Consider the following 21,116-nt stretch of genomic DNA (forward strand, 5'->3'; position numbering starts at 1 on the left):
TCATCGTTCAGTGGCCTCGCTCGCTCGACGGCTGTCGCCGAACCCCTTGACCAGCCGTTCGAGAGTGGCGTTCAGCACCTCGGGCGCCTCCAGCATCACGAAGTGGCCGACGCCGTCCACGAACTCGACGTCCACGCCGTACTTCGCGGCCGAGGCCGTGTCCGTGGGCATCCACGAAGTGGAGTTGACCAGGGTCACGGGCGCCCCGAACCGCTTGGGCAGCCGCTGGAGGTACGTCAGCATCTCGCGGAAGGACGCCGAGACGATGGCCTCGCCGACGTGCGCGCGCGTGCGCTCGACGAGAGCGACGAGGTCCGCCCGGCCCGTGTCGAGGAAGAGTTCCTCGGCCCGTACGGGCGCGTCGACGAAGCTCTGCACGAACCGGTCCAGCTGTTTGGCGCTGAGCGGCTGCGGGTCGAAGGTGTGGAGCGTGTCCACGCCGACCATGCCCCGCACCCGGCCCCCCAGGAGCGGCTCGGCCGCCAGCATCACCGGCCCGCCGAGCGAGTGCCCGACCAGGACCACGTCCTCGGCTGCGACCCGGGCGACGACGTCGGCCACGTCCCGGGCGTACGCCTCGACGGTCCAGTGCCGCCGGTCGCGGCCGGAGCCGCCGTGTCCCGCGAGGTCGAGCGTGACGACGGTGTACCGGTCGGCGAAGTACCGGGCCTGCTGCTCCCAGTACGTCATGTCGCAGCCCAGACCGTGGATGAGGACCAGAGCCGTGGTGCCGGTGCCGCGTACCCGGTAATCGATGTCGCCGACGCGGCCGGTCTCGTCGCGCGGCACGGCCGTCCGGGCCACGGCCTGGATGTGGCCTTGGACCTGTGCCTGAGGCTGGGCCGCCCCGGCGCTGTCCGGCTTGCGCGCGATGATGCCGACGTGCTCCATGTCGGGGCCGGGCGCCCCGTACGAGCCCCGGTCCACCCCGACCGCGCCGAAGTACCCGGCCCGCTCGACCACGAACCCGGCCGCCTCGCACTCCCGTCGGAAGACGTCGGGGTCGAGGGCGTTGATCAGGCTCGGCCCGCCGATGACGTGGGCTTCCTCGAAGTGGGCCGCCACGTCCTCGATGTAGCCCGGCCACGGGTCGCCCGCCAGCCTGCGCGCCTCGTAGTCGGCCGCCTTGGAGGCCCAGTAGCCGAAGTACGGCGAGTCGGTGCTCAGGAACACCTTTCCGCCCGGCTCCAGCCAGCGGAACATCTTGCGCAGGGTCACCCCGACGCCCTCGGGCGTGAGGAAGTGCATGACGCGGCTGGCGTGGACTGCGGTGAACCGCCCGTCCTCGAAGTCGACGTCCGGCAACACTCCCTGACGCAGCGTCAGCCGTGTGCGGGCGTCGTCGTTGACGCGCTGCTCCAGGATGTCGAGGTGCTTCTTCTCCATGTCGAGCGCGACCACCCGCGCACCGCGCTCCAGCGCCGCGATGCTGGCGATGCCGTAGGCGCAGCCGAGGTCGAGGACCTCGCCGCCGCCCTCCCCCGCGTATTCGGCGAACTCCGAGGAGTACGGGATGAGGTGCTCGACCATCACGCCGGTCCGGTTCAGGGTCGCCACCATGCCGCCGAAGTCGAGGTTGGCCGCCGACTTCAGGTCCTCCAGGATGTCGTGCTCCCGCGTGACGGGACGCGCGGGCGCGGGCAGCGGGGAGAGCGTGACGGTGTGCGGTCGCGGCTCGGCGGGCCCGGCAAGGCGATGCGGGAAATCGGCCAGGTCGGCCAGCACGACGGGCTTTGCCGGGACGGCGGGCTCGGCCGGAGCCGAAGCGCTGACGGCAGGTGCGGCCGGAGCGTGGTCAGCGGGCCGCACAGCAGCCGAGGCCGCCGTCTGCGTGACCACCGGCGCCTCCTCCCGCACCCAGTACCGGTTCCGTGCGAACGGGTAGGTGGGCAGCCGCAGGCGCGCCGGTCGGCCGGCGGCCGTCTCCGCGTCCGCGGACGGTAGGTCGTGGCCGCGTACATACCGCTCGGCGAGGGCGGCCAGAGCCCGGCGGCGCTCGGCGGCGTCCAAGCCGGCGCCGGGTGCGTTCACCTGCCCGGCGTCCGCTTCGGCCGCCGAACGCGCCGAGAAGTCGCGCGCGACCGTCCCCGCGAAGCAACCGGCTCCGGCCGAGCCGTCGCGCCAGCCGCGCCACAGTGCGGCCGCCCCGTCGAGGGTGTCGGCCACGACGGCGCAGCGGTGCCGGAAGTGGTGGCGGCCGTGGCCGAGCGTACGGGCCAGGGCGGGCAGATCGCCGTCGCGCAGCTCTCCGTCGGCGATCAGGTCGAGCAGCCGGTCCACGAGTTGGGCGAGCGCCGCCTCGGTCTTGGCGGACAGCGGCAGCAGGTGCCCCACCGCACGGGGCGCGGCGGCGGGTGCCGCGTCGGCGCGGACGTATTCCCGCACCACGACGTGCGCGTTCGTCCCGCTCATGCCGAAGGCGCTCACCGCGCCCGTCCTGGGCGCGCCCGTCGGGGTCGCCCATTCCTTCGTCGCCTTGTTGACGTAGAAGGGGCTGTCGCTCCAGTCGATGTACTCGTTGTCCTGCTCGCAGTGCAGGCTCGCCGGGATGACGCCCCGGCGCACCGACTCGGACAGGCTCATCAGACCGACCAGGCCGGACGCCGCGAAGGTGTGGCCGAAGTTGGTCTTGGTCGAGGTCAGCGCGCAGAACCCGCGCTCCGCGACGCCCGCATCCGTACGGAAGGCCGCGCGCAGGGCGTTGACCTCGACGGGGTCTCCGAGCTTGGTCCCGGTGCCGTGGGTGACGATGTGGCCGAGGTCCCTCGGGTCGATGCCGCCACGCTCGTAGACGGTGGACAGCAGTTCGCGCTGGGACTCTCCGGCAGGCGCGGTGATGCCGTTCGTGCGGCCGTCGTAGTTGAGGCCGCTCGCGGCGATCACGCTGTGCACCGGGTCGCCGTTCGCCTCGGCCGCCGCGAGCGGCCGCAGCACCAGAGCGGTGACCGCCTCGCCGGGCACCATGCCGTCGGCACGCTGGTCGAAGGTGAAGCACCGGCCCGCCTCGGACAGCATGCCCGCCCGGCTCATCGCGTCCAGCGACTGCGGGGTGAGCACGAAGTTGGCAGCGGCCACCACCGCGATGTCGCACTCCTTCTGACGAAGGCTCAGACAGGCCTGGTGCAGGGCCACCAGGCCCGAGGAGCAGGAGGTGTTGACGGCGAGGACCGGGCCCTTGAGATCGAGGAAGTACGAGAGCCGGGCGGCCAGCACACCGTCGTGGTTGGAGGTGACGTTGCCGCCGTCCTTCACCAGGAACTGGTAGTCGCCCTGCTCCACGCCGACGAACACGCCGACGCGCTTGCCCTTGAGCTCCTCGGCGCCGAGCGCCGCGTCCTCCAGCGCCTTCCAGGACTCCTGGAGGAGGTGGCGCTGGCGCGGGTCGATCGTCCGGGCCTCCTTGGGGGCGATCTCGAAGAAGGCGGCGTCGAACTCGTGCGCCCAGTCGATGCTGCCCATCCACCGGTAGCGCTCGCCGTCCGGCTCCGCCGGGGCCAGCTCACCGAACCGTACGGGCGGGAGCTCGCGGACCATGTCCCTGCCGTCGGCGAGCGCGTCCCAGAACTCGGCCACCGAGCGGCAGCCGGGGAAGATCCCGCTCATGCCGATGATCGCGACGGGCTCGTCCCCGACGGCGGGTTCGACCGCCGCGACCGGCACGGTGGGTTCGACCACGGCGACGGGCTCGGCGGCCACGGCCGGAGCCTCGTCCGCCAGCCGGACGTCCTCCCCCGCGAGGTGCTCCACCAGCCGTTCGATCGACGGGTGGTCGTAGAGGACGGTCGGCAGCAGCCGCACCCCGACGCGGTCGGAGAGCTGGTGGGCGAGCTGGGTGAGGCGGATGGAGTCGAAGCCGAGGTCGACGAAGTTGCTGCGGTCGTCGATCCGATGCGCCTCCGCCTTGAGAACGTGCTGGACCACTTCCCGTACCGCGCACGTCAGTTCACCGGTCTTCGGCGCCTGTGTACGTGCGGCGGGCTCGGGCGGCGCGACCGGTCCTGCCGCGCCCGCGACGGGCGCCGGTGCCTGCGCGGTGGGCCGCAGCACCATCGGCGCGGCGAGGTCGGCCGCCAGCAGTCGCTCGAACGCGTCGAGTCCCGCCGCCGTCTCCAGCGCCCGCCGGCCGCTGGATCGGAGGTAGGCGTCCATGAACTCCGGATCCGCGCTCCGCTGCGCGGACGCACCCATGCCGCCCTCCTGCCACAGCGGCCACTGGATCGCGAGCGTGCGGTGTCGCGTCGGCCGCTCCCCGAGGGCGCGGGCATAGGCCGCCTGGAAGCGGTTGGCCACCGCGTAGTCGCCGCTGCCGAAGTCGCCGAGGACGGCGGCGCAGGAGGAGAAGTGGCAGACGAAGTCAAGGCGTTCGGCGTCGAGTGCGCGCTCCAGGGCGAGCGTGCCGTGCGCCTTCGCGCCCAGGACCGCGTCGATGGAGGCGATCGTCTTCGCCGGCAGGGCGACCGGCTCGGCCGCGCCCGCGAGGTGCAGGACGCCGTCGATGGCGCGCAGTTCCTCGGGCAGGCTCGCCCGCACTGCGGCCAGGGCACTCGGGTCGCCGACATCGGCGCGCCGGCAGACGATGCGGCTGCCGAAGCGCCGCAGGGTCTCGGCCCAGGCCTCCTCGGCCGCGCCGATCTCCGAACGGCCGAGCAGGACGAGGTCGGCACGGTACTCACGCGCCAGGTACTCGGCCAGACGGCGGCCGAGACCACCGAAGGCACCGGTCAGCAGATATGTTCCGCCCTCGCGCAGCACGCTCCGGGTGGGCCGGGCCGGGGACTCGACGCGCTCGACCCGGCAGGTCCGGCGCACGCCGTCCGCCCGGTACTGCGCGCTCGCCCCGTCCTGCTGGCGCTGCTCCGCGAAGAGCAGCGCGGCCCAGTGGGACGCGTCGAGCACACCTTCGTGCAGGATCACACGCAGGGTGGTGCCCGGCAGCACCTCGGTGAGCGAGCGCTCGTACCCGATCAGGGCGTCGAGGGCGGCCTGCTCCACGGCGTCGCGGAAGTGCCCGGCGACGAGCAGGTGCGGCACCTCAAGGCGGGCGGCGGCCACGGCCCGGATCAGCGAAGCGACATCGCGCAGCTCGCGCAGCAGGGGCGACAGCTCGCCCGGCCCGCCGTCGCGGTGCCCGGTCGGCCAGAGGTAGTGGATCGCGTCGACGCGCCCGTACTCGGCCGCGACCGCCCCGAGCGCCCGCTTCCAACTGCGCTCGTCGTCGCGGTCCACGGGATACGGGGACCCGGCGCCGATGAAGACCGGCTCGGCACCGGGCGCGCGCTCGCGCAGGGACCGCTCGTACGCGGCCCGCTCCGCCGGCCCGTCGAGGAAGCACACGACGACCTGCGCCTCGGACGCGGGGGCGTCGGCGACGGGCGCGGCGGGCGTCGGCACCCAGCGCTCCTCAAAGAACTCCAGGTCCGGCGAGCCGTCACTTTCCTTGCGGGACACGTCGGTCGAGGTGGGTTGCGGCGCCACGGCCTCCTCCTCGCGCAGCCAGAAGTACTCCTCCGTGAACGGGTACGTGGGCAGGCTGATCCGGCGCGCAGGGTATGCCGCGTCGGCGTGCGGGGCGGGCCAGTCCACCTGGGCACCGTCCACCCACTGCCGGGCGGTGTGCGCCAGGGCGCCGTCGCCCCCGTACACGCGCTGTTCGCCGCCCGAGGCGAAGTCCCCCAGGGCGTCGATGAGTTCGCGCACATCGCTCACCACGAACGCCACGCGCTCGCGCTGCTGGGTGCGGCCCACCTGGAGGGTGAACGCCACGTCGGCGAGACGGCGGGCGCTGGGGCCCGCCTCCTCCAGCTCGGTGAGCCGCTTCGCCAGGTCGTCCGCGTACCGGCGCAGGTTCTCCGTCCCGCGCGCCGACAGCGGCACCAGACGCGGACCGGCCAGGACGGCGTCCTCGGCGCCGCGCGCGGGCGCCTGCTCCAGGACGGCGTGGACGTTGGTGCCGCCGATGCCGAACGAGCTCACGGCCGCCCGCATCGGCTCGGCCGAGGGGGTGTGCTCGACAAGCCGGTCCACCACATAGAACGGCGAACCCGCGAAGTCGATCTGCGGGTTGGGCACGCGGTGGTTGACGGTGGGCGGGATCCGCCGGTTGGCGACGACCAGGGCGGTCTTGACGAGACCGGCGAGCCCGGCCGCCGCATCCAGGTGGCCGAGGTTGGACTTGACCGAGCCGATGCCGCAGAAGCCGGTGCGGTCGGTGTGGCGGCGGTAGGCCTCGGAGACGGCCATGACCTCGATGGGGTCGCCGAGCCGGGTGCCAGTGCCGTGTGCCTCCAGGTACCCGATCGTCTCGGGGTGCACCCCGGCGCGGTCCAGGACCGCCGAGACCAGCTCGGCCTGCCCGGCCACGCTCGGCGCGTAGTAACCGGCCTTGCGGTCACCGTCGTTGTTCATCCCGGCGCCGCGCAGCAGCGCGTAGATGTGGTCGCCGTCGCGGACGGCCGACTCGGCGTCCTTGAGCAGGACCACGACGACGCCCTCGCCGCCGATCATCCCGCTCGCCTCGGCGTCGAACGGCTTGCAGTGGCCGTCGAAGGAGAGGGTCATGCCCTCTTCGAAGAGGTAGCCGACGGCGTTCTCGGCGTACATTCCGGCGCCGCCGACCAGCGCGTGGCGCGTCTGGCCGGACTGGATGCCCTGGACGGCGAGGGCCAGCCCGGCCAGTGAGGACGAGCAGTTGCTGTGCACGTACAGGCTCGGGCCGGTCAGGCCCAGGCGGTGCGACACGGTGGTGGGGATGGTGCCGGGCTGGGCCTGGAGGAAGCTCACCAGCGACTCGGAGTCGCGCCGCCCGTCCCGGGCCGCCAGCGGCGCCTGGTAGAGGGCGTTGCTGGTCGACACGTAGACCGCGCTGTCGGTGATGTCACCGGGCAGCCGTCCGGCGTCCTCCACGGCCTTCCAGGAGTGCTGGAGCAGCAGCCGAAGCTGAGGGTCCATCAGCTCAGCGTCGCGCGGCGAGACGTGGAAGAAGTCGGCGTCGAACAGGCCCTTGCCACGCATGCTCGCGCGCACCGGCACGTAGTCGGGGTGCGCGATCAGGCTCTCCTCGACGCCGAGCTCGCGCAGTTCGTCGGCGGAGCAGAGCTCGACGCTCTCCTCGCCCGCGAGCAGGTTGCGCCAGAACGCGTGGTGGTCCTCGGCGCCGGGCAGCCGGCAGGAGATACCGATGACGGCGACGCTGCCCGTGAGGGGGGCGGCGGGAGCCGGTGCCGCCTGCACGGTTTCCGCCTCCCCCTCGGCCCCGGTGCCGCTCGCCCGCAGGTGCTCGCTCATCCCCCGCGCGTTGACGCACTTGAAGGTCTCGGCCGCCGTGAACGGCACCCCGTACCGCTTGGCGGCCCGGTCCGCGAGCACGGCCGCCAGGACCGAACTGCCGCCCGCGTCCAGGAAAGCGTCCGTCGGGCCGAGGTCGTCGACACCGAGCACCTCGCGCCACAGGGCGAGCACATCGCCCTCGTGCGGCAGCGGGGAGAGCGGTGCCGTCTCGACGGGCCGGGGCGCCTGGGTACGGGTCCGGGCGAGCACCACCGCACGCTCCTCCAGGGCCTTGCGGTCGACCTTGCCGTTGGGGGTGCGCGGCAATGCGTCGATGGGCAGGACGAACGACGGGACCATGTACGGCGGGAGCTTCCTGGCCAACTGCGCGGTCAGCTCCTCGGCCGCCACCGGACCCGCCGTCGGGACGTAGTACGCCACCAATTGCTTGCTCTCCGCACGCGTACGGGCCACCACCACGCACTCGCGCACGGCCGGGTGCCCGGCGAGGACGTGCTCGATCTCGCCGAGCTCGACCCGGAAACCGCGGATCTTCACCTGGGAGTCGATGCGGCCCAGGCACTCGATCCGCCCGTCGCTGAGCCGGCGGGCCAGATCGCCGGTGCGATACAGCCGGGTGCCGGGCGCGAACGGGTTCTCGGGGAAGCGCTCGGCCGTCAGCTCCGGCTTGTTCAGATAGCCCTTGGCGAGCCCGGCGCCGGCGATGCACAGCTCACCGGGAACACCGGCGGGCGCGGGGCGGCCCAGGCCGTCCAGGATGTAGATCTGCGTGTTGTCGATGGGCGTGCCGATGGTGATGCGGCCGTCCGCCTCGATCCCCCCGGCCGTGGACCAGATGGTCGTCTCGGTCGGCCCGAACAGGTTCCATGCCTCGCAGTCGAGCGCGGTCAGGCGCTCGCGCAGGGTCTCGGGCAGCGCCTCGCCACCGCACAGCACGCGCACGCGCTCGTCGTTGGTCCAGCCCGCGTGCAGCAGCATCGTCCAGGTCGACGGGGTCGCCTGCATCACCGTGGGCCGCACCGCGCCCAGCAGCGCCTTGAGCCGGCCCGGGTCACGCGCAGTGTCGGCGTCACAGAGGTGGACACGCGCCCCGACGACCAGCGGGAGGTAGAGCTCCAGGGCGGCGATGTCGAAGCTGTGGGTGGTCACCGCGAGCAGCCGGTCCTCGGCCCGCAGGCCCGGCCGGTTGGCCATCGAGCAGAGGAAGTTGGTGAGGGCGCCGTGCGCCACCATCACTCCCTTGGGGTTGCCGGTGCTGCCCGAGGTGTAGATGACGTACGCGAGGTCGTCGGCGCCGACGCGGGCGCGGACCGGGCCGCCGGCGGGCCACGGCCGGTCCATCAGGACCGTGCTGGGCACATCGGCGAGCTCGCGCAGCCGGGTGCCCAGCGCGCTGTGGGTGAGGACCACCTGGGGGCGGGCGTCGCCGAGGATATAGGCGAGCCGGTCCTGGGGGTAGTCGGGGTCGAGCGGGATGTAGGCGCCACCAGCCTTCACCGTCGCAAGCAGCGCGATCAGCAGCTCGGGCGAGCGCTCCAGGTACACCGCGACCAGACTGCCGGGGCCGACGCCGAGGTCGGCCAGATGGCCGGCGAGACGGCTGGAGCGCTCGTCGAGCTCCGCATACGTGAGGGAGTCCGGCCCGGCGACGACCGCGAGCGCGTCCGGAGTGCGGGCCGCCTGCTCGGCGAACAGCTCGTGCACCGGCCGCTCGGGGTGGACGGCCTCGGTGGCGTTCCACTCGACGGTGAGGGTGTGGCGCTCCTCGGGCGAGAGCAGCGAGCACGCGTCGACGAGCTGCTCCGGATCGGCCGGGACGCTCTCCAGGAGGTGGACGTACTGGCGCAGCAGCTGCTCGGCCGTCGCGGCGTCGAACAGGGCGGTGTCGTACTTCCAGTTGACGGTCCAGGAGCCGCCGGGCCCGGCGGGCTCGACGACCTCCAGGACGAGCTCGTACTCGCCCTCTTGGTGGACGCCCTCGACGTAGGAGAAGGCCGGGGCACCGGCGGTGACGTCCTCGTGCCAGTCCTGGTACATGAACGCGTACCGGAAGACCGGCGCACCGCCGTCGTCCGTGGACAGGCCGAGCTCGCGCACCAGGGCCGTGAACGGGTAGTTCTGGGCAAGGCCGTTGACCAGGTTCTTCTGGACGTCCTTGCAGAGGTCGGCGAAGCGCACCGCGCCGCTGACGCGGCTGCGGACCGGCAGCATGTTGACGAAATGGCCCACCGTGCGCTCGAAGCCCCTCGCGGGCCGGGTGCTCACCGGCATGCCCACGATCACGTCGTCCTGCTGGGTGTACTGGCGCAGCAGGACCTTGAACGCGGCGAGGTAGGCGGCGGACGCGTAGACCCGCCGGGCGCGGGCGAACTCCTGGATGCGCGCGCCGAGTCCGGCCGGAAGGCGCCGGGTGGCGGTGGCCCCGGCGCCGGAGCCGGTGGGGCGCGGCCGGTCGGCGGGCAGCGCCACCGCGGGCAGGGGCTGGGACAGCCGCTCGCGCCAGTACGCCAGCCGCTCCTGGGCCCCGGCGTCGCCCAACGCCTCGGCCTCAGCGGCCACGAACTCCTCGTAGGGGGCGCTCGGGTGCGGCGCGTCGAGGGTCCGGCCCTCGGTGAGCGCCGTGTACTGCGCGAGCAGGTCCTTGACCAGCAGCACGGCAGAGGCCCCGTCGAGGACGAGGTGATGGGTGTTCAGGAGCACCCAGGTCGCCGCGCGCGGGCCGTGGAAGACATCGAGGCGGCAGAGCGGGCCGCGGTCCAGGTCGAAGGGTTCCTTGGCGTGCGCGCGGATCAGCGCGACCGCCTCGCTCTCGTCGGCCACGGACAAGTGATGCTCCGTCACCACGGGTTGTCCCTCTGCCTGTTGAGCCAGCAGGAGGCTGCCGCCCGCCACGTCGACGGCCGCGCCGAGCACCTGGTGCCGGGCCCGGACCCGACCGAACGCGGTCCGCAGGGCGCCGACGTCCAGGCCGGTGGTCCGGAAGCAGAGCGGCACGTTGTACGCACCGGACTCCGGGGACGCCTTCTGCAGGGTCCACAGCCCCTGCTGGCCCTCGGAGAGTGGATGGCGCACGGCGGGCACCACGGGCTGCGGCGCAGCGGCGACGCCTCGTCCGGTGAGGTGGGCCGCCAGCTCGTCGACCGTCGCGTGCTCGAAGAGCAGCGCCGACTCGAACCCCGGGTCGAGATCGCGCTGGATCTCCTTGGCCAGCCGCACCAGCCCCATCGAGGTGAGGCCGAGGGCGGGGAAGTCCACATCGGTGCGGACCTCGGCGGGTGCCACGTCCAGCTGCTCGGCGACGGCGTCCCGGAGCAGGGCGCGCACGCCACCGTCCTCGGCGGGGCGCAGCGCGGGCGCGGCGGCCCGGACCGCTGCCGCCGGGGCAGGGGTGAGCCGCTCGCCGTGCCAGTGCGTCTTCTTGGCGAACGGGTAGGTGGGCAGGCTGACGCGCCGGGGCAGCGGCGCCCCGCCGTACAGCGCCTCCCACACCAGGGCCGTCCCGGCCAGCCACTGCCGGGCCGCCTCGCGAAGGTCGGTGACCGGCGCGGGCGTCTGCCGTCCGGCCTCGCGGCCGGTCAGGTCGGCGTATTCGGCGCCGGGCACCAGGCCCTCGCCCAGGAACGCCGCGAGCCGTGCGGCGAGCTCCGCCACCGTCCGTACGACGAAGGCCAGCCGCACCGGCAGCTCGTCGCGCCCCACCTGCAAGGTGTACGCGAGGTCGCGCAGCGGCACCGCACGCCCGGCGCGGTCGGCTCTGGCGACGAAGTCCGCCAGCCGCCCGGCCACCTCGCGCAGTTGGTCCGGGGTCCGGGCGGAGAGCGGCACGAGGCAGGGCTCGTCGGTCGAATGCGCAAGCGCCGGGGCCACGTCGCCGCCTCCAGGGTGTTCCTCGATGATCAGATGTGCGTTGGAGCCGCCCGCGCCGAAGCAGGAGATCCCGGCGCGCCTCGGCAGCGGCCGCCCCTCGGCGTCGACCGGCGCCCACGGCGCGAGCTCGCGCTGCACCGCGAACGGCGTCCGCTGGAAGACGATCCCGCCGTTCAGCTCCTCGGCGTTGATCGACGGCGCGAGCTGCCCGTGCTTGAGCTGCATCAGGACCTTGGTGAGACCGGCGACGCCGGACGCGCTCTCGGCGTGGCCGAGGTTGGACTTGAGCGAGCCGACGGCGCAGTACTGGCCCGCGCGTGCGGTGCCGAACGCCCGGCTGAGCGCGGAGATCTCGATGGAGTCGCCGAGCGCGGTCGCCGTGCCGTGCGCCTCCACGTAGCTGACCGTGGCGGGCTCGACCCCGGACTTCTCCAGGGCGCGGGCGACGACGTCGCGCTGGGCCGTGAGGCTGGGCATGCTGTAGCGGCTGGTCCGGCCGCCCGCGTTCACCGCGCTGCCCTTGATGACCGCGTAGACGTGGTCGCCGTTGGCCAGCGCGTCCTCCAGCGGCCGCAGCACGACCGCGCCGACACCCTCGGCGGCGAGGAAGCCGTCCGCGTGCTCGGAGAAGGGACGGCAGCGGTCACCGGCGGACAGCAGCCCGTGCTCGGCGAGCACGTCGAAGTGGTCGGCGTTCAGAAGCAGGTTCACGCCACCGGCGACCGCGCAGTCGTTGTCGCCGCTGTACAGGCTCTCCAGCGCGAGGTGGATCGCCGTGAGCGACGACGAGCACGCCGTGTCGAGGGCGATGCTCGGACCTTGGAAGTCGAAGAGGAACGAAGTCCGGTTGGCGATCGAGGAGTGGGCGGTGCGCCCGTTGTACGTGGCGTTCATGACGCCCGCGAACACCCCGACCCTGCCCTGCCTGTTGAGCGCGTCGGCCGTGTATCCGGCGTCCTGGAGGGCGCTGTGGACCGTCTCGATGAACAGCCGCTCCTGCGGGTCCATGGCGGCGGCCTCGGCGTCCGGGATGCCGAAGTACTCGGCGTCGAAGGAGGCGACGTCCGCCAGGAACCCGCCCCTCGGGCGCTCCTTGCCGTCCTCATCCCAGCGCAGCCACCAGCGGTCCTGGGGGTACTCGGCGGTGCAGTCCAGACCCTGCCGCACGTTCTCCCACAGCTCGGCGGGGTCGGCGGCCCGGGGGTAGCGGCCGCCGAGGCCGACGATGGCGATGTCGCGAAGGCGGGGGACCGGGGCGCTGGGCGTGACCGGGGCGGGCACCTGGACCGGGGCCGCGTCCTGGACCGGCTTCGGGACCGGGGCCTCGTTCCGGACCATGGCGCGCGGTGACTCCTCGGCGGGCAGCACCTCGGCCAGTCGCTCGGGGTGCGTCCCCGTGAAGTACCCGGCGACCTCGCGGACCGTCGGGCAGTCGAAGAACAGCGTGCTGCTCAGCTCGTCGAAGTCGCGGCCGAGCGCGTTGTTGAGCTGGATGACGAGGATCGAGTCGAGCCCGAGGTCGAAGAGGTCGGCATCGGGGGCGAGGTCCCCGGGCGCCATCCGCAGTGTGTCGGCGACCAGCCCGGTGACGTACGCGATGGTGCGCTCGGCGAGCGAGGCGGGCGCGGGCGGGTTGGGCGCGGACACGATCTGGGCGGACTCCTGCCCGAAGAGCCTGAGCAGCTCCGGGCGGCGGGTGGCCAGGAAGTGGTCGGTGAGTTCGTCGAGGGTCCGCAGCTCGAAGAAGAGCGTGCTGGGGACGTCCTCGAAGTCCCGTGCGACGGCGTTGTTCATGCCGGAGACCAGGATGGAGTCGAGACCGTAGTCGTGCAGGTTCCGGCCCGGGTCGAGCTGATCACCCGTCAGGCGCAGGGCAGCACGCAGGAGTTGCTCGAAGTAGGCGAGGGTGTGCGCCCGCAGGTCGGCGTCCGGGACGGAGGCGGTCACGGTGACGGTCGGGCAGGTTGCCGCGAGGGCGTCGGTGCGGACCGCCGCACCACCACCGTTCTCGGCGACGGTCAGCTGCTGGCCCAGGACGTGCGCCCCGGCGTCCGGCTGACCCACCTTGGCGAAGCCCTCGGCCCGCAGCACGTCCACCCAGCTCTCGGGCGTGAGCACCGGGCTGCCCGGGATGCGCAGGTCCACGTCCCGGTACAGCCACCAGCCGTCGACCAGGCCGAACGTCAGATGCGCCAGGAGTGTGTTGCGGCTCATCTCGTTCATGAAGAGCAGCCCGCCCGGCCGCATTGCGGCCTTGACGTTGCGCAGTGTCAGCGCGATGTCCGCGGTGGCGTGCAGCACATTGGTGGCCACCACGATGTCGAACCCGCCGGGCGCGATGCCCTGCCCCCCGGGCGGCTTCTCCGCGTTGAAAATACGGGTCGTCAGATACGGGTGGCGCGGCAGCAGTTGCTCCTCGGCGCGGAACAGGAACGCCTTGGAGAGGTCGGTGTAGCAGTACTCCGCGATCGCGTCGCCCATCGGCTCCAGCGCCGCGAGCACCTTGGCGCTGGTCGCACCGGTCCCCGCCCCGACCTCCAGGATGCGCGGGCGGCGGCCCGGGTGGGTGCGGCGCCAGCGGCGCACCGCGTCGACGACCAACTCACTGAGCCGGTCGTTGAAGTAGTCGGCGATGGGGTCGCCCCGGTAGATGCCCTCCACCCGGGACATCGAGGAACCGGGGAAGAGGATCTCAGTGGCGGGCCGCTCGCCGGCCAGGACCTCGCGCAGGGCGAGCAGGCAGGACTCCACGAGGTCGACCTGGGCGCGCTGGTTGGCGTTGGGCTGCCAGTCGGCGCGCTCCGCGTACCACTGGCGCCACAGCTCGGCCGGGTCCAGGTCGCGCGCGGCGGGCAGGGCGCGCCGTCCGCCGCGCACGTCGATCAGCCCGGCAGCGGTGAGCACGCGGTCGCTCTCCGCCAGCCAGCGGCCGTACTTGGCGGGGATCCGTCCTTCCAGGCCGTCCAAGCCGAGGTCGCGCAGCGTGGTGAAGAGCAGCCGCTCGGCCAGCTCGCACAGGCGCGGGTGCGGCAGGAACCGGCCGAGCCGCTCGACCTCGCCGTGCGGTGCGCGGTGCGCCGCCACGACCGCGTCGAGCACGGAGGGCAGCCGGTCCGGTCCGTCCTCGGGCACCTCGGCAGGCGCGCCCCGGCCTTCGTCGGGCACGAGCCCCCGCAGCGCCGCCTCGTCGAAGGTGCGCATCAGCGCGATCTGGGCGTGCTCGCCGCCGAGGAAGTCCGCGAGGGTGCGCAGAGCTTCCTCGGGGTCGAGGGAGTCGATGCCCGCCGCCGCCATGCGCGCGCGGTAGAAGTCGTCGCTGACGACGCCCGCCACACCCCAGTAGCCCCAGTTGACGGACTTCACCACGGGACGGGCGGCGCCCGGCGCGGTGGGCCACCGGTCCGCGAGGTCCAGGGCCAGCGCGTCCTTGAAGGTGCACCCGGCCGCGTAGTTGGCCTGGCCCGCGTCCCGTACGAAGCTCTCCACCGAGGAGAAGAAGAGGACGAAGTCCAGCGGCTCGGCGCCGAACACGCGGGCGAGGTGGACGCCGACGTCGACCTTGGCACTCAGCGCCGCGCGGAACCGGTCCTCGTCCATGTTGGCCAGCGTCTTGTCCGCCAGCACGATCGCGGAGTGGACCACGCCGTCGATCCGGTCGTGGCGCTCCTTGATGCGCCGGTACGCGGCGGCCAGCGCCGTCTCGTCGCTCGCGTCCGCCTGGACGTAGAGAGGCTCCTGGGCGCCGACGGCCCGGGCCCGGGCCGCCAGGTCGGCGAGGGAGGCCGCGACGGTGCCGTCGAGGGGGCGGCGGCCGATCCAGACGATCGCCGCCTGGTGGTGCTCGACCATGTGCCGGCTCCACAGCTCACCGATGCCGCCCGCGCCGCCCACGACGACATAGCGGCCGCCGTCCCGGTAGGGCGCGGTGGCGGGGGCGAGCGGGGCGACGGGCCGCAGCTCCTGGGCGAGCCAGCGGCCGTCGCGCAGGGCGAGCGTGGTTCCGGCCGGGACGGTGGGCAGGGCGAGTCCGGCCGCGCGCAGCGCGCCGCCGGGCGCCGTGGCGGGCAGGTCGAGGAGGCGGACCATCCAGCGGGTGTGCTCCTTGGCGGCGCTGCCCAGCAGTCCGTGCACGCCGGCGTGGGTCGCCGCGACCAGGTCGCGGGCCTTCGCGCGCTGGGTGGCGAAGGTGAGCGCGGTCCAGGTCAGCGACTTGGTGCCGAGGCCGAGCGACAACAGCGCCCGCACCAGGCGGTACACCTCGACGACGCCGCGCTCCTGGCCCGCGACGGGGTCAAGCCCGTCGTGCGGCGCCACCCAGATGAGATGCGCGGGCGTCCGCCCGGTGCTGCGGATCCGCTCGGCGATCTCCGCCACCGAGGCGCCCGCGGGCAGCTCCACCAGCCGGTGTCCGGGCGCCAGCGCCGCAAGCTCGTCGCGCAGTCGCCGGTCGGCGTCGAAGACGAACACCTCACCGGGCGATCCCGCCACCTCGCCACCGGCAGCAGGGAGTTCGCCGTGCTTGGGCTCCCACACCGGCACGAGGGTGCGCAGGGCCGAGGTCCGGCCGCCGTCCGTCTTCCCGTCGAGGGCACGGTAGGCGAGGCCGCGCAGCGCGGCGCAGACCCGCCCGCGGGCGTCGGTGAGGTCGATGTCGAGCACCTGGCCCGCGCCCTCGGCCCGCTCCCCGGGCGCCGGGCGCACCCAGGCGTACATCTCCTCCTCGCACTCCGCGAAGACGTCGAGCCGGTCGAGCGCGAACGGCACCGGTGTGGCCGACGCCTCCCGGGGCCGCGCCGTCGCGCCCGCCTCCGTGTCGAAGCGGGCGTCGAGGCCGAGCGAGGCGTGGATCGCCGCGTCCAAGAAGCCCGGGTGCAGCGCGTACGACTCCAGGGAGCCACGCGACCCATCCGGCAGCCGCAGTTCGGCCAGCACCTCGCGCCGCCCGTCGACTGCGCCCCGGTGCAGGGTGCGCACCAGCTGGAAGCCGGGGCCGTAGGCGACTCCGGCGCGGGCGATATAGGCGTAGCACTCGTCGCCCGACAGCGGGCGTGACCGCAGGGCGGCGCGCAGCCGGTCGAGCCCGACCGTGGGCCGCTCGGTGGCGGGCGCGGCCGTCGCGCGTCCCTGGACGTGGACCTGTCCGCCGTCCTGGGCCGAGCCGGTCAGCTCGAAGCGGGGCGAGCCCGGCGCCGCGTCCTCGGTGAGGGTGAACTCGACGGTGCGGCCCTCGCCGCCGACGACCACGGGCCGTACCCAGCTGACGTTCTTCAGCGTGACCCGCGATCCGGCGGAGGGCAGCGCACGGCGCACGGCCGTGTACGCCATCTCCAAGCTCGCCACGGCCGGGAGCAGCCGCTTCCCGTCGACCACGTGGTCGCGGAGCACGAACTCCTCGCCGGTGAACCGGGTGCGGTAGCGGACCGCGCCGAGCCCGGACACGTTCTCGTGGAGCAGGGGGTGCGCCGGGACGGGCCCGGCCGCCTTGACGGCGCGGGACGGCCACGGGTGGACGACCTGGCTGAAGGGGTAGGCGGGCAGGCTGGTCCGGCGGCCCGCCGCGGTCCTGGCCAGCCGTCGCCACTCGATGTCGGCGCCGTGCGCCCACGCCTGGGCGAGCTTCTTCAGCTTGCCCTTCTCCTCGCCCTTCTCCAGCCAGCGGGTGAGCTTGGCGGCGCCGGGGCCGTCGACGGCGCCGCCGCGCGGCACCTCGCCCGTGAAGCGGCGGGCCGAGTCCTGGCCGTCGAGGAACAGCGCGAGTTCGTCGGCGAGTTCACCCAGGTCACGGGCGACGAACGCCACCCGGTGGGCCATCGCGACTCGGCCTACCTGGAGCGTGTATGCCACATCGCGCAGTCGCAGCGTGGGTCTCGGGCTCTCCAGGGCTGCCCGCAGCTCGCGCACGTAGGCGGCCAGGTTGTCCCGGGTGCGCGCCGACAGCGGGACCAGCTGCGGGGAGCGGTCGTCGTCGGCGGGCTCGGCGGCCGCGTACTCCTCGAAGATCGCGTGCGCGTTGCTGCCGCCCAGGCCGATGGAGCTCTGCGCCGCCCGGCGTGGGCCCTCGCCCCGCGGCCACTCCCGCAGCCGGTCGACGACGTGGAACGGCGACCGCTCCAGCTTCAACTGGGGGTTGGGAAGCGTGTAGTTGAGGGTGGGGGCGAGCTCGCCGTGGTAGAGGCTGAGCAGTACCTTGACGGTCCCGGCGAGCCCGGCGGCCGAGTCGAGGTGGCCGAGGTTGGACTTCACCGAGCCGATGCCGCAGTAGCCACTCTCGTCGGTGGCCTCGCGGTACGCCTCGGTCAGCGCGGCCAGCTCCACGGGGTCGCCGAGCTTGGTGCCGGTGCCGTGCGCCTCCACGTATCCGATGGAGCGGGCGTCGACGCCGGTGCGCTCCAGGGCCTGGCGGATCACCCGGCTCTGGCCGTCGACACTCGGGCTGTAGAAGCCTGTGGCCTGGGCGCCGTCGCTGTTGGTCGCCACACCGCGCAGCAGGCCGTAGATGTGGTCGCCGTCCGCGACGGCGTCCTTGGCGCGGCGGATCAGCAGGGCCGCGACGCCCTCGCCGCCGACCATGCCGTCGGCGTCGGCGTCGAACGCCTTGACGCGGCCGTCGCCGGAGAAGTTGAGGCCGGGCTGGTGGACGTAGCCGCGCCCGTCGGCGGCGGCCGCCGAGGCCGCCGCAACCAGGGCGAAGGCGGTCTCGCCGCTCTGCACCGCGCGGGCCGCGAGTGAGAGGGCACTCAGCGAGGACGAGCAGTTGGAGTGGACGGACAGGTTCGGGCCGCCGAAACCGAGCTGGTACGAGATCATCGAGGCGACCGTGCCGCTCTGGCACATCACCCACGACAGGTACTGCTGCGGGTCCTCGATCACCGGCGCCGCGTCCGGGGCGGGCGCTCCGTAGAAGTGGTTGCCGCTGGTGACGTAGACACCGGTGTCGGGGATGTCGCGGTGGTCGTAGCCCGCGTCCTCGACGGCCTTCCAGGCGTGCAGCAGCAGCTGGCGGAACTGCGGGTCCATCAGGGCGACGTGGTTCGGGGAGAGCCGGAAGAACTCGCCGTCGAAGACGTCCTTGCCGGCGAGGGCGGAGCGCAGCGGCACATAGCCGGGCTCGCGCAGCACCCGCTCGGGCACCCCGGCCCCGCGCAGCTCCTCCTCGGTCCAGAACCGGGTGGTGCCGTCGCCGCGCCGCAGGTCCTGCCAGAACCCCCAGTGGTCCTCGGCGTCCCCGAAGCGGCAGGCGATGCCGACGATCGCCACGGCGTCGTCGGGCAGGTCCGCGCCGGCCTGCGGGGCGACCACGACCGGCTCTTCGGCCCGCACGGCCGGGACGGGCGGTGCGGCGTGTTCGTACACGTATGCGGCGATGCTGCGGGCGGTGGCGTACTTGAAGAGGTCGGCCGCCGCGAACGGCACGCCGAGGCGGTCGGCGATGCGCTCGGCGAGCACCACGGCCGCGAGCGAGTTGCCGCCCACCTCGAAGAAGGAAGCGGTGGGTCCGATGTCGCGGACCTGGAGGACGTCCTGCCAGCAGGCGAGGACCCGCTCCTCGATCTCGGCGAGCGGCACCTGCTCGGGGGTCGCCGGGACGGGCGCGGCCGGAGCGGGCGCCAGCGAGATCTCGCGCCGCATCAGCGCGTTGCGGTCCACCTTGCCGCTGCCCGTCAGCGGAATGTCGTCGATCGGCACGTAGAAGTCCGGGACCATGTACGACGGCAGCCTCTCGCGCAGATGATCCTTGAAGTCGGCCGCGCCCGCCGTGCGTCCCGCGCCCGGCCGGTAGTAGGCGACGAGTTGCTTGGCCGCGTCCTCGCCGCGCGCCACCACGACGCACTCGGCGACGGCCGCGTGACGGCCCAGGTGGTATTCGATGTCGCCCAGTTCGACCCGGTTGCCCCGGATCTTGACCTGGAAGTCGAGGCGCCCGAGGTAGTCGATCTCGCCGTCCTCGTTCCAGCGCGCCAGGTCCCCGGTGCGATAGAGCCGTGCGCCCGCGACCAGGGGGTGGGGCACGAACTTCTCGGCCGTGAGCTCGGGGCGGTTGACGTAGCCCTTGGCCAGCCCCGTCCCGGCGATGCACAGCTCGCCCGGCTCGCCCTCGGCCACCGGCAGCAACTGCTCGTCCAGGATGAGGACTTCGGTGTTGGCGATCGGCCTGCCGATCGTGATGGGCGCGTCGGGCCGCACCAGGGTGCCGGTCGAGTAGACGGTGGTCTCGGTCGGCCCGTACAGGTTCCAGGCCTCGGTGCCGGTGCTCAGGAAGTGGTCCTTGAGCGTACGGGACAGGGCCTCGCCGCCAGTGAGGATCCGCACGCCCTCGGTGTTGCGCCAGCCCGAGTGGAACAGCATGCTCCAGGTCGCCGGGGTGGCCTGCATGACCGTGGGGCGCACCTTGCCGATGCGCTCCTTCAGCCGGTCGACGTCCTTGATCGTCGCACTGTCGCACACATAGCAGCGCCCACCCGTGACCAGCGGCAGGAACAGCTCGACCTGCGCCATGTCGAAGCTGACCGTGGTGACCGCGAACAGCGTGTCGGTGCGGCCGAGTCCGGGTTCGACGGCCATCGAGCGCAGCAGGTTGGTGAACCCCCGGTGCTGGATCATCACACCCTTGGGCTTGCCGGTGCTGCCGGACGTGTAGATGACGTACGCGAGGTCCGACTCGGTCACCGTCACCCCGGGGCGCTCGCCCCGGGACGCGGCGGCCGCGAGCTCGTCCCGCTGCTCGTCGAGGACGACGAGGTCGCCCGGAGCTGCCGCCCGCGCCTCGGCCGACCGCGCGTCGAGCAGAGCTTGGGCCCGCGCCTTCAGCCGGGCCTGGGTGACCACCAGGGAAGTGCCGCTGTCCCCCACGATGTCGGACAGCCGCGCGGCGGGCAGCTCCGGGTCCAGCGGGACGTAGGCGGCGCCCGCCTTGAGGATGCCGAGCAGCGCCACGACCATCGCGGCCGAACGGTCGAGGAAGACCGTCACCAGGTCGTTGGGGCGCACGCCCCGCGCCACCAGATGGGACGCCAGCGCGTCGCTGCGGCGGCGCAGTTCGTCGTACGTGAGGATCTCGTCCGTGCCGGTCACCGCGACCGCGTACGGGGTCCGGGCCGCGGCCGCGTCGAACAGGTCGTGCACACAGGGTCCGTCGGCCGGCGTGGCATCGGAGTCGTCGGCGAAGAGCGCGCGCAGGTCGTCGAGGCGGACCTCCGGGTCGGCGGTGACGGCTTCGAGGACGCGCCGGTAGCGCTCACCCAGGTCCGCCACGAAGTCGGCGCCGAACAGCTCGGGGTGGTACTTCCAGTGCAGCGCGTACCCATCGCCCTTGCCCCACACCTCGACGGACAGCTCGTACTCGCCCTCCTGGTGCAGCTCCTCGACCAACTCGTAGGGCCGGTCCGGGTCCGCGATGCCGTCGAGCACGTCCTGGAAGACGAACGCGGTCTGGAAGACCGGCGCGCGGCCGGACGGCGCGGCCTGGGCCAGATCGCGGGTGAGCGCGGCGAACGGGTAGCTGTGCAGCATCCCGTCGACGACCTCACGCTGCACCTGGGCCACCAGCTGCCCGAAGGTCGTGGCCCCGGGGAGGTCCACCCGTACGGGCATCATGTTGATCATGAGTCCCATGGCGTCGGCGAGCTCCTCGCCGCCCCGCTCGTTCACAGGCATCCCGACGACGACCTCGCGCTCGGTGGAGTAGCTGGCGAGCATGACGGCGTACGCGGCGAGCATGACTGTGGAGGCGAAGGTGCGCCCGGAGGCGGCCATCTCCTGGACGGCGTGGGCGAGTTCGCCGGACAGCTCGCTGAAGCGGGTCTCTCCGGCGAACCGGTCGGCGACCTCGGTGTGCGGCCGGTCGGTGGGCAGGCTCAGCGCGGCGGACGGGCCCGCCAGCTTCTGCCGCCAGTAGTCGAGCAGCTGTGCGCGCCGACCCGGCAGCGTCGCACGCTCCTCGCGCACGAACGCCTCGAAGTCCG

At 73.3% G+C, this 21,116-nt stretch carries 1 protein-coding gene (running past one end of the window); it reads right to left on the minus strand.

The window, feature by feature from the left end; translation table 11 throughout:
* Positions 1–21,116: the 3' portion of a non-ribosomal peptide synthetase gene (locus tag BG418_RS08850; RefSeq protein ID WP_188273168.1), read on the minus strand. Its footprint extends 595 nt past the window's final position; only the last 21,116 of its 21,711 coding nucleotides appear in the window; its start codon lies off the right edge, out of view; the stop codon is at positions 1–3.

Source organism: Streptomyces sp. CBMA152 (assembly GCF_014596475.1).
GTDB lineage: Bacteria > Actinomycetota > Actinomycetes > Streptomycetales > Streptomycetaceae > Streptomyces.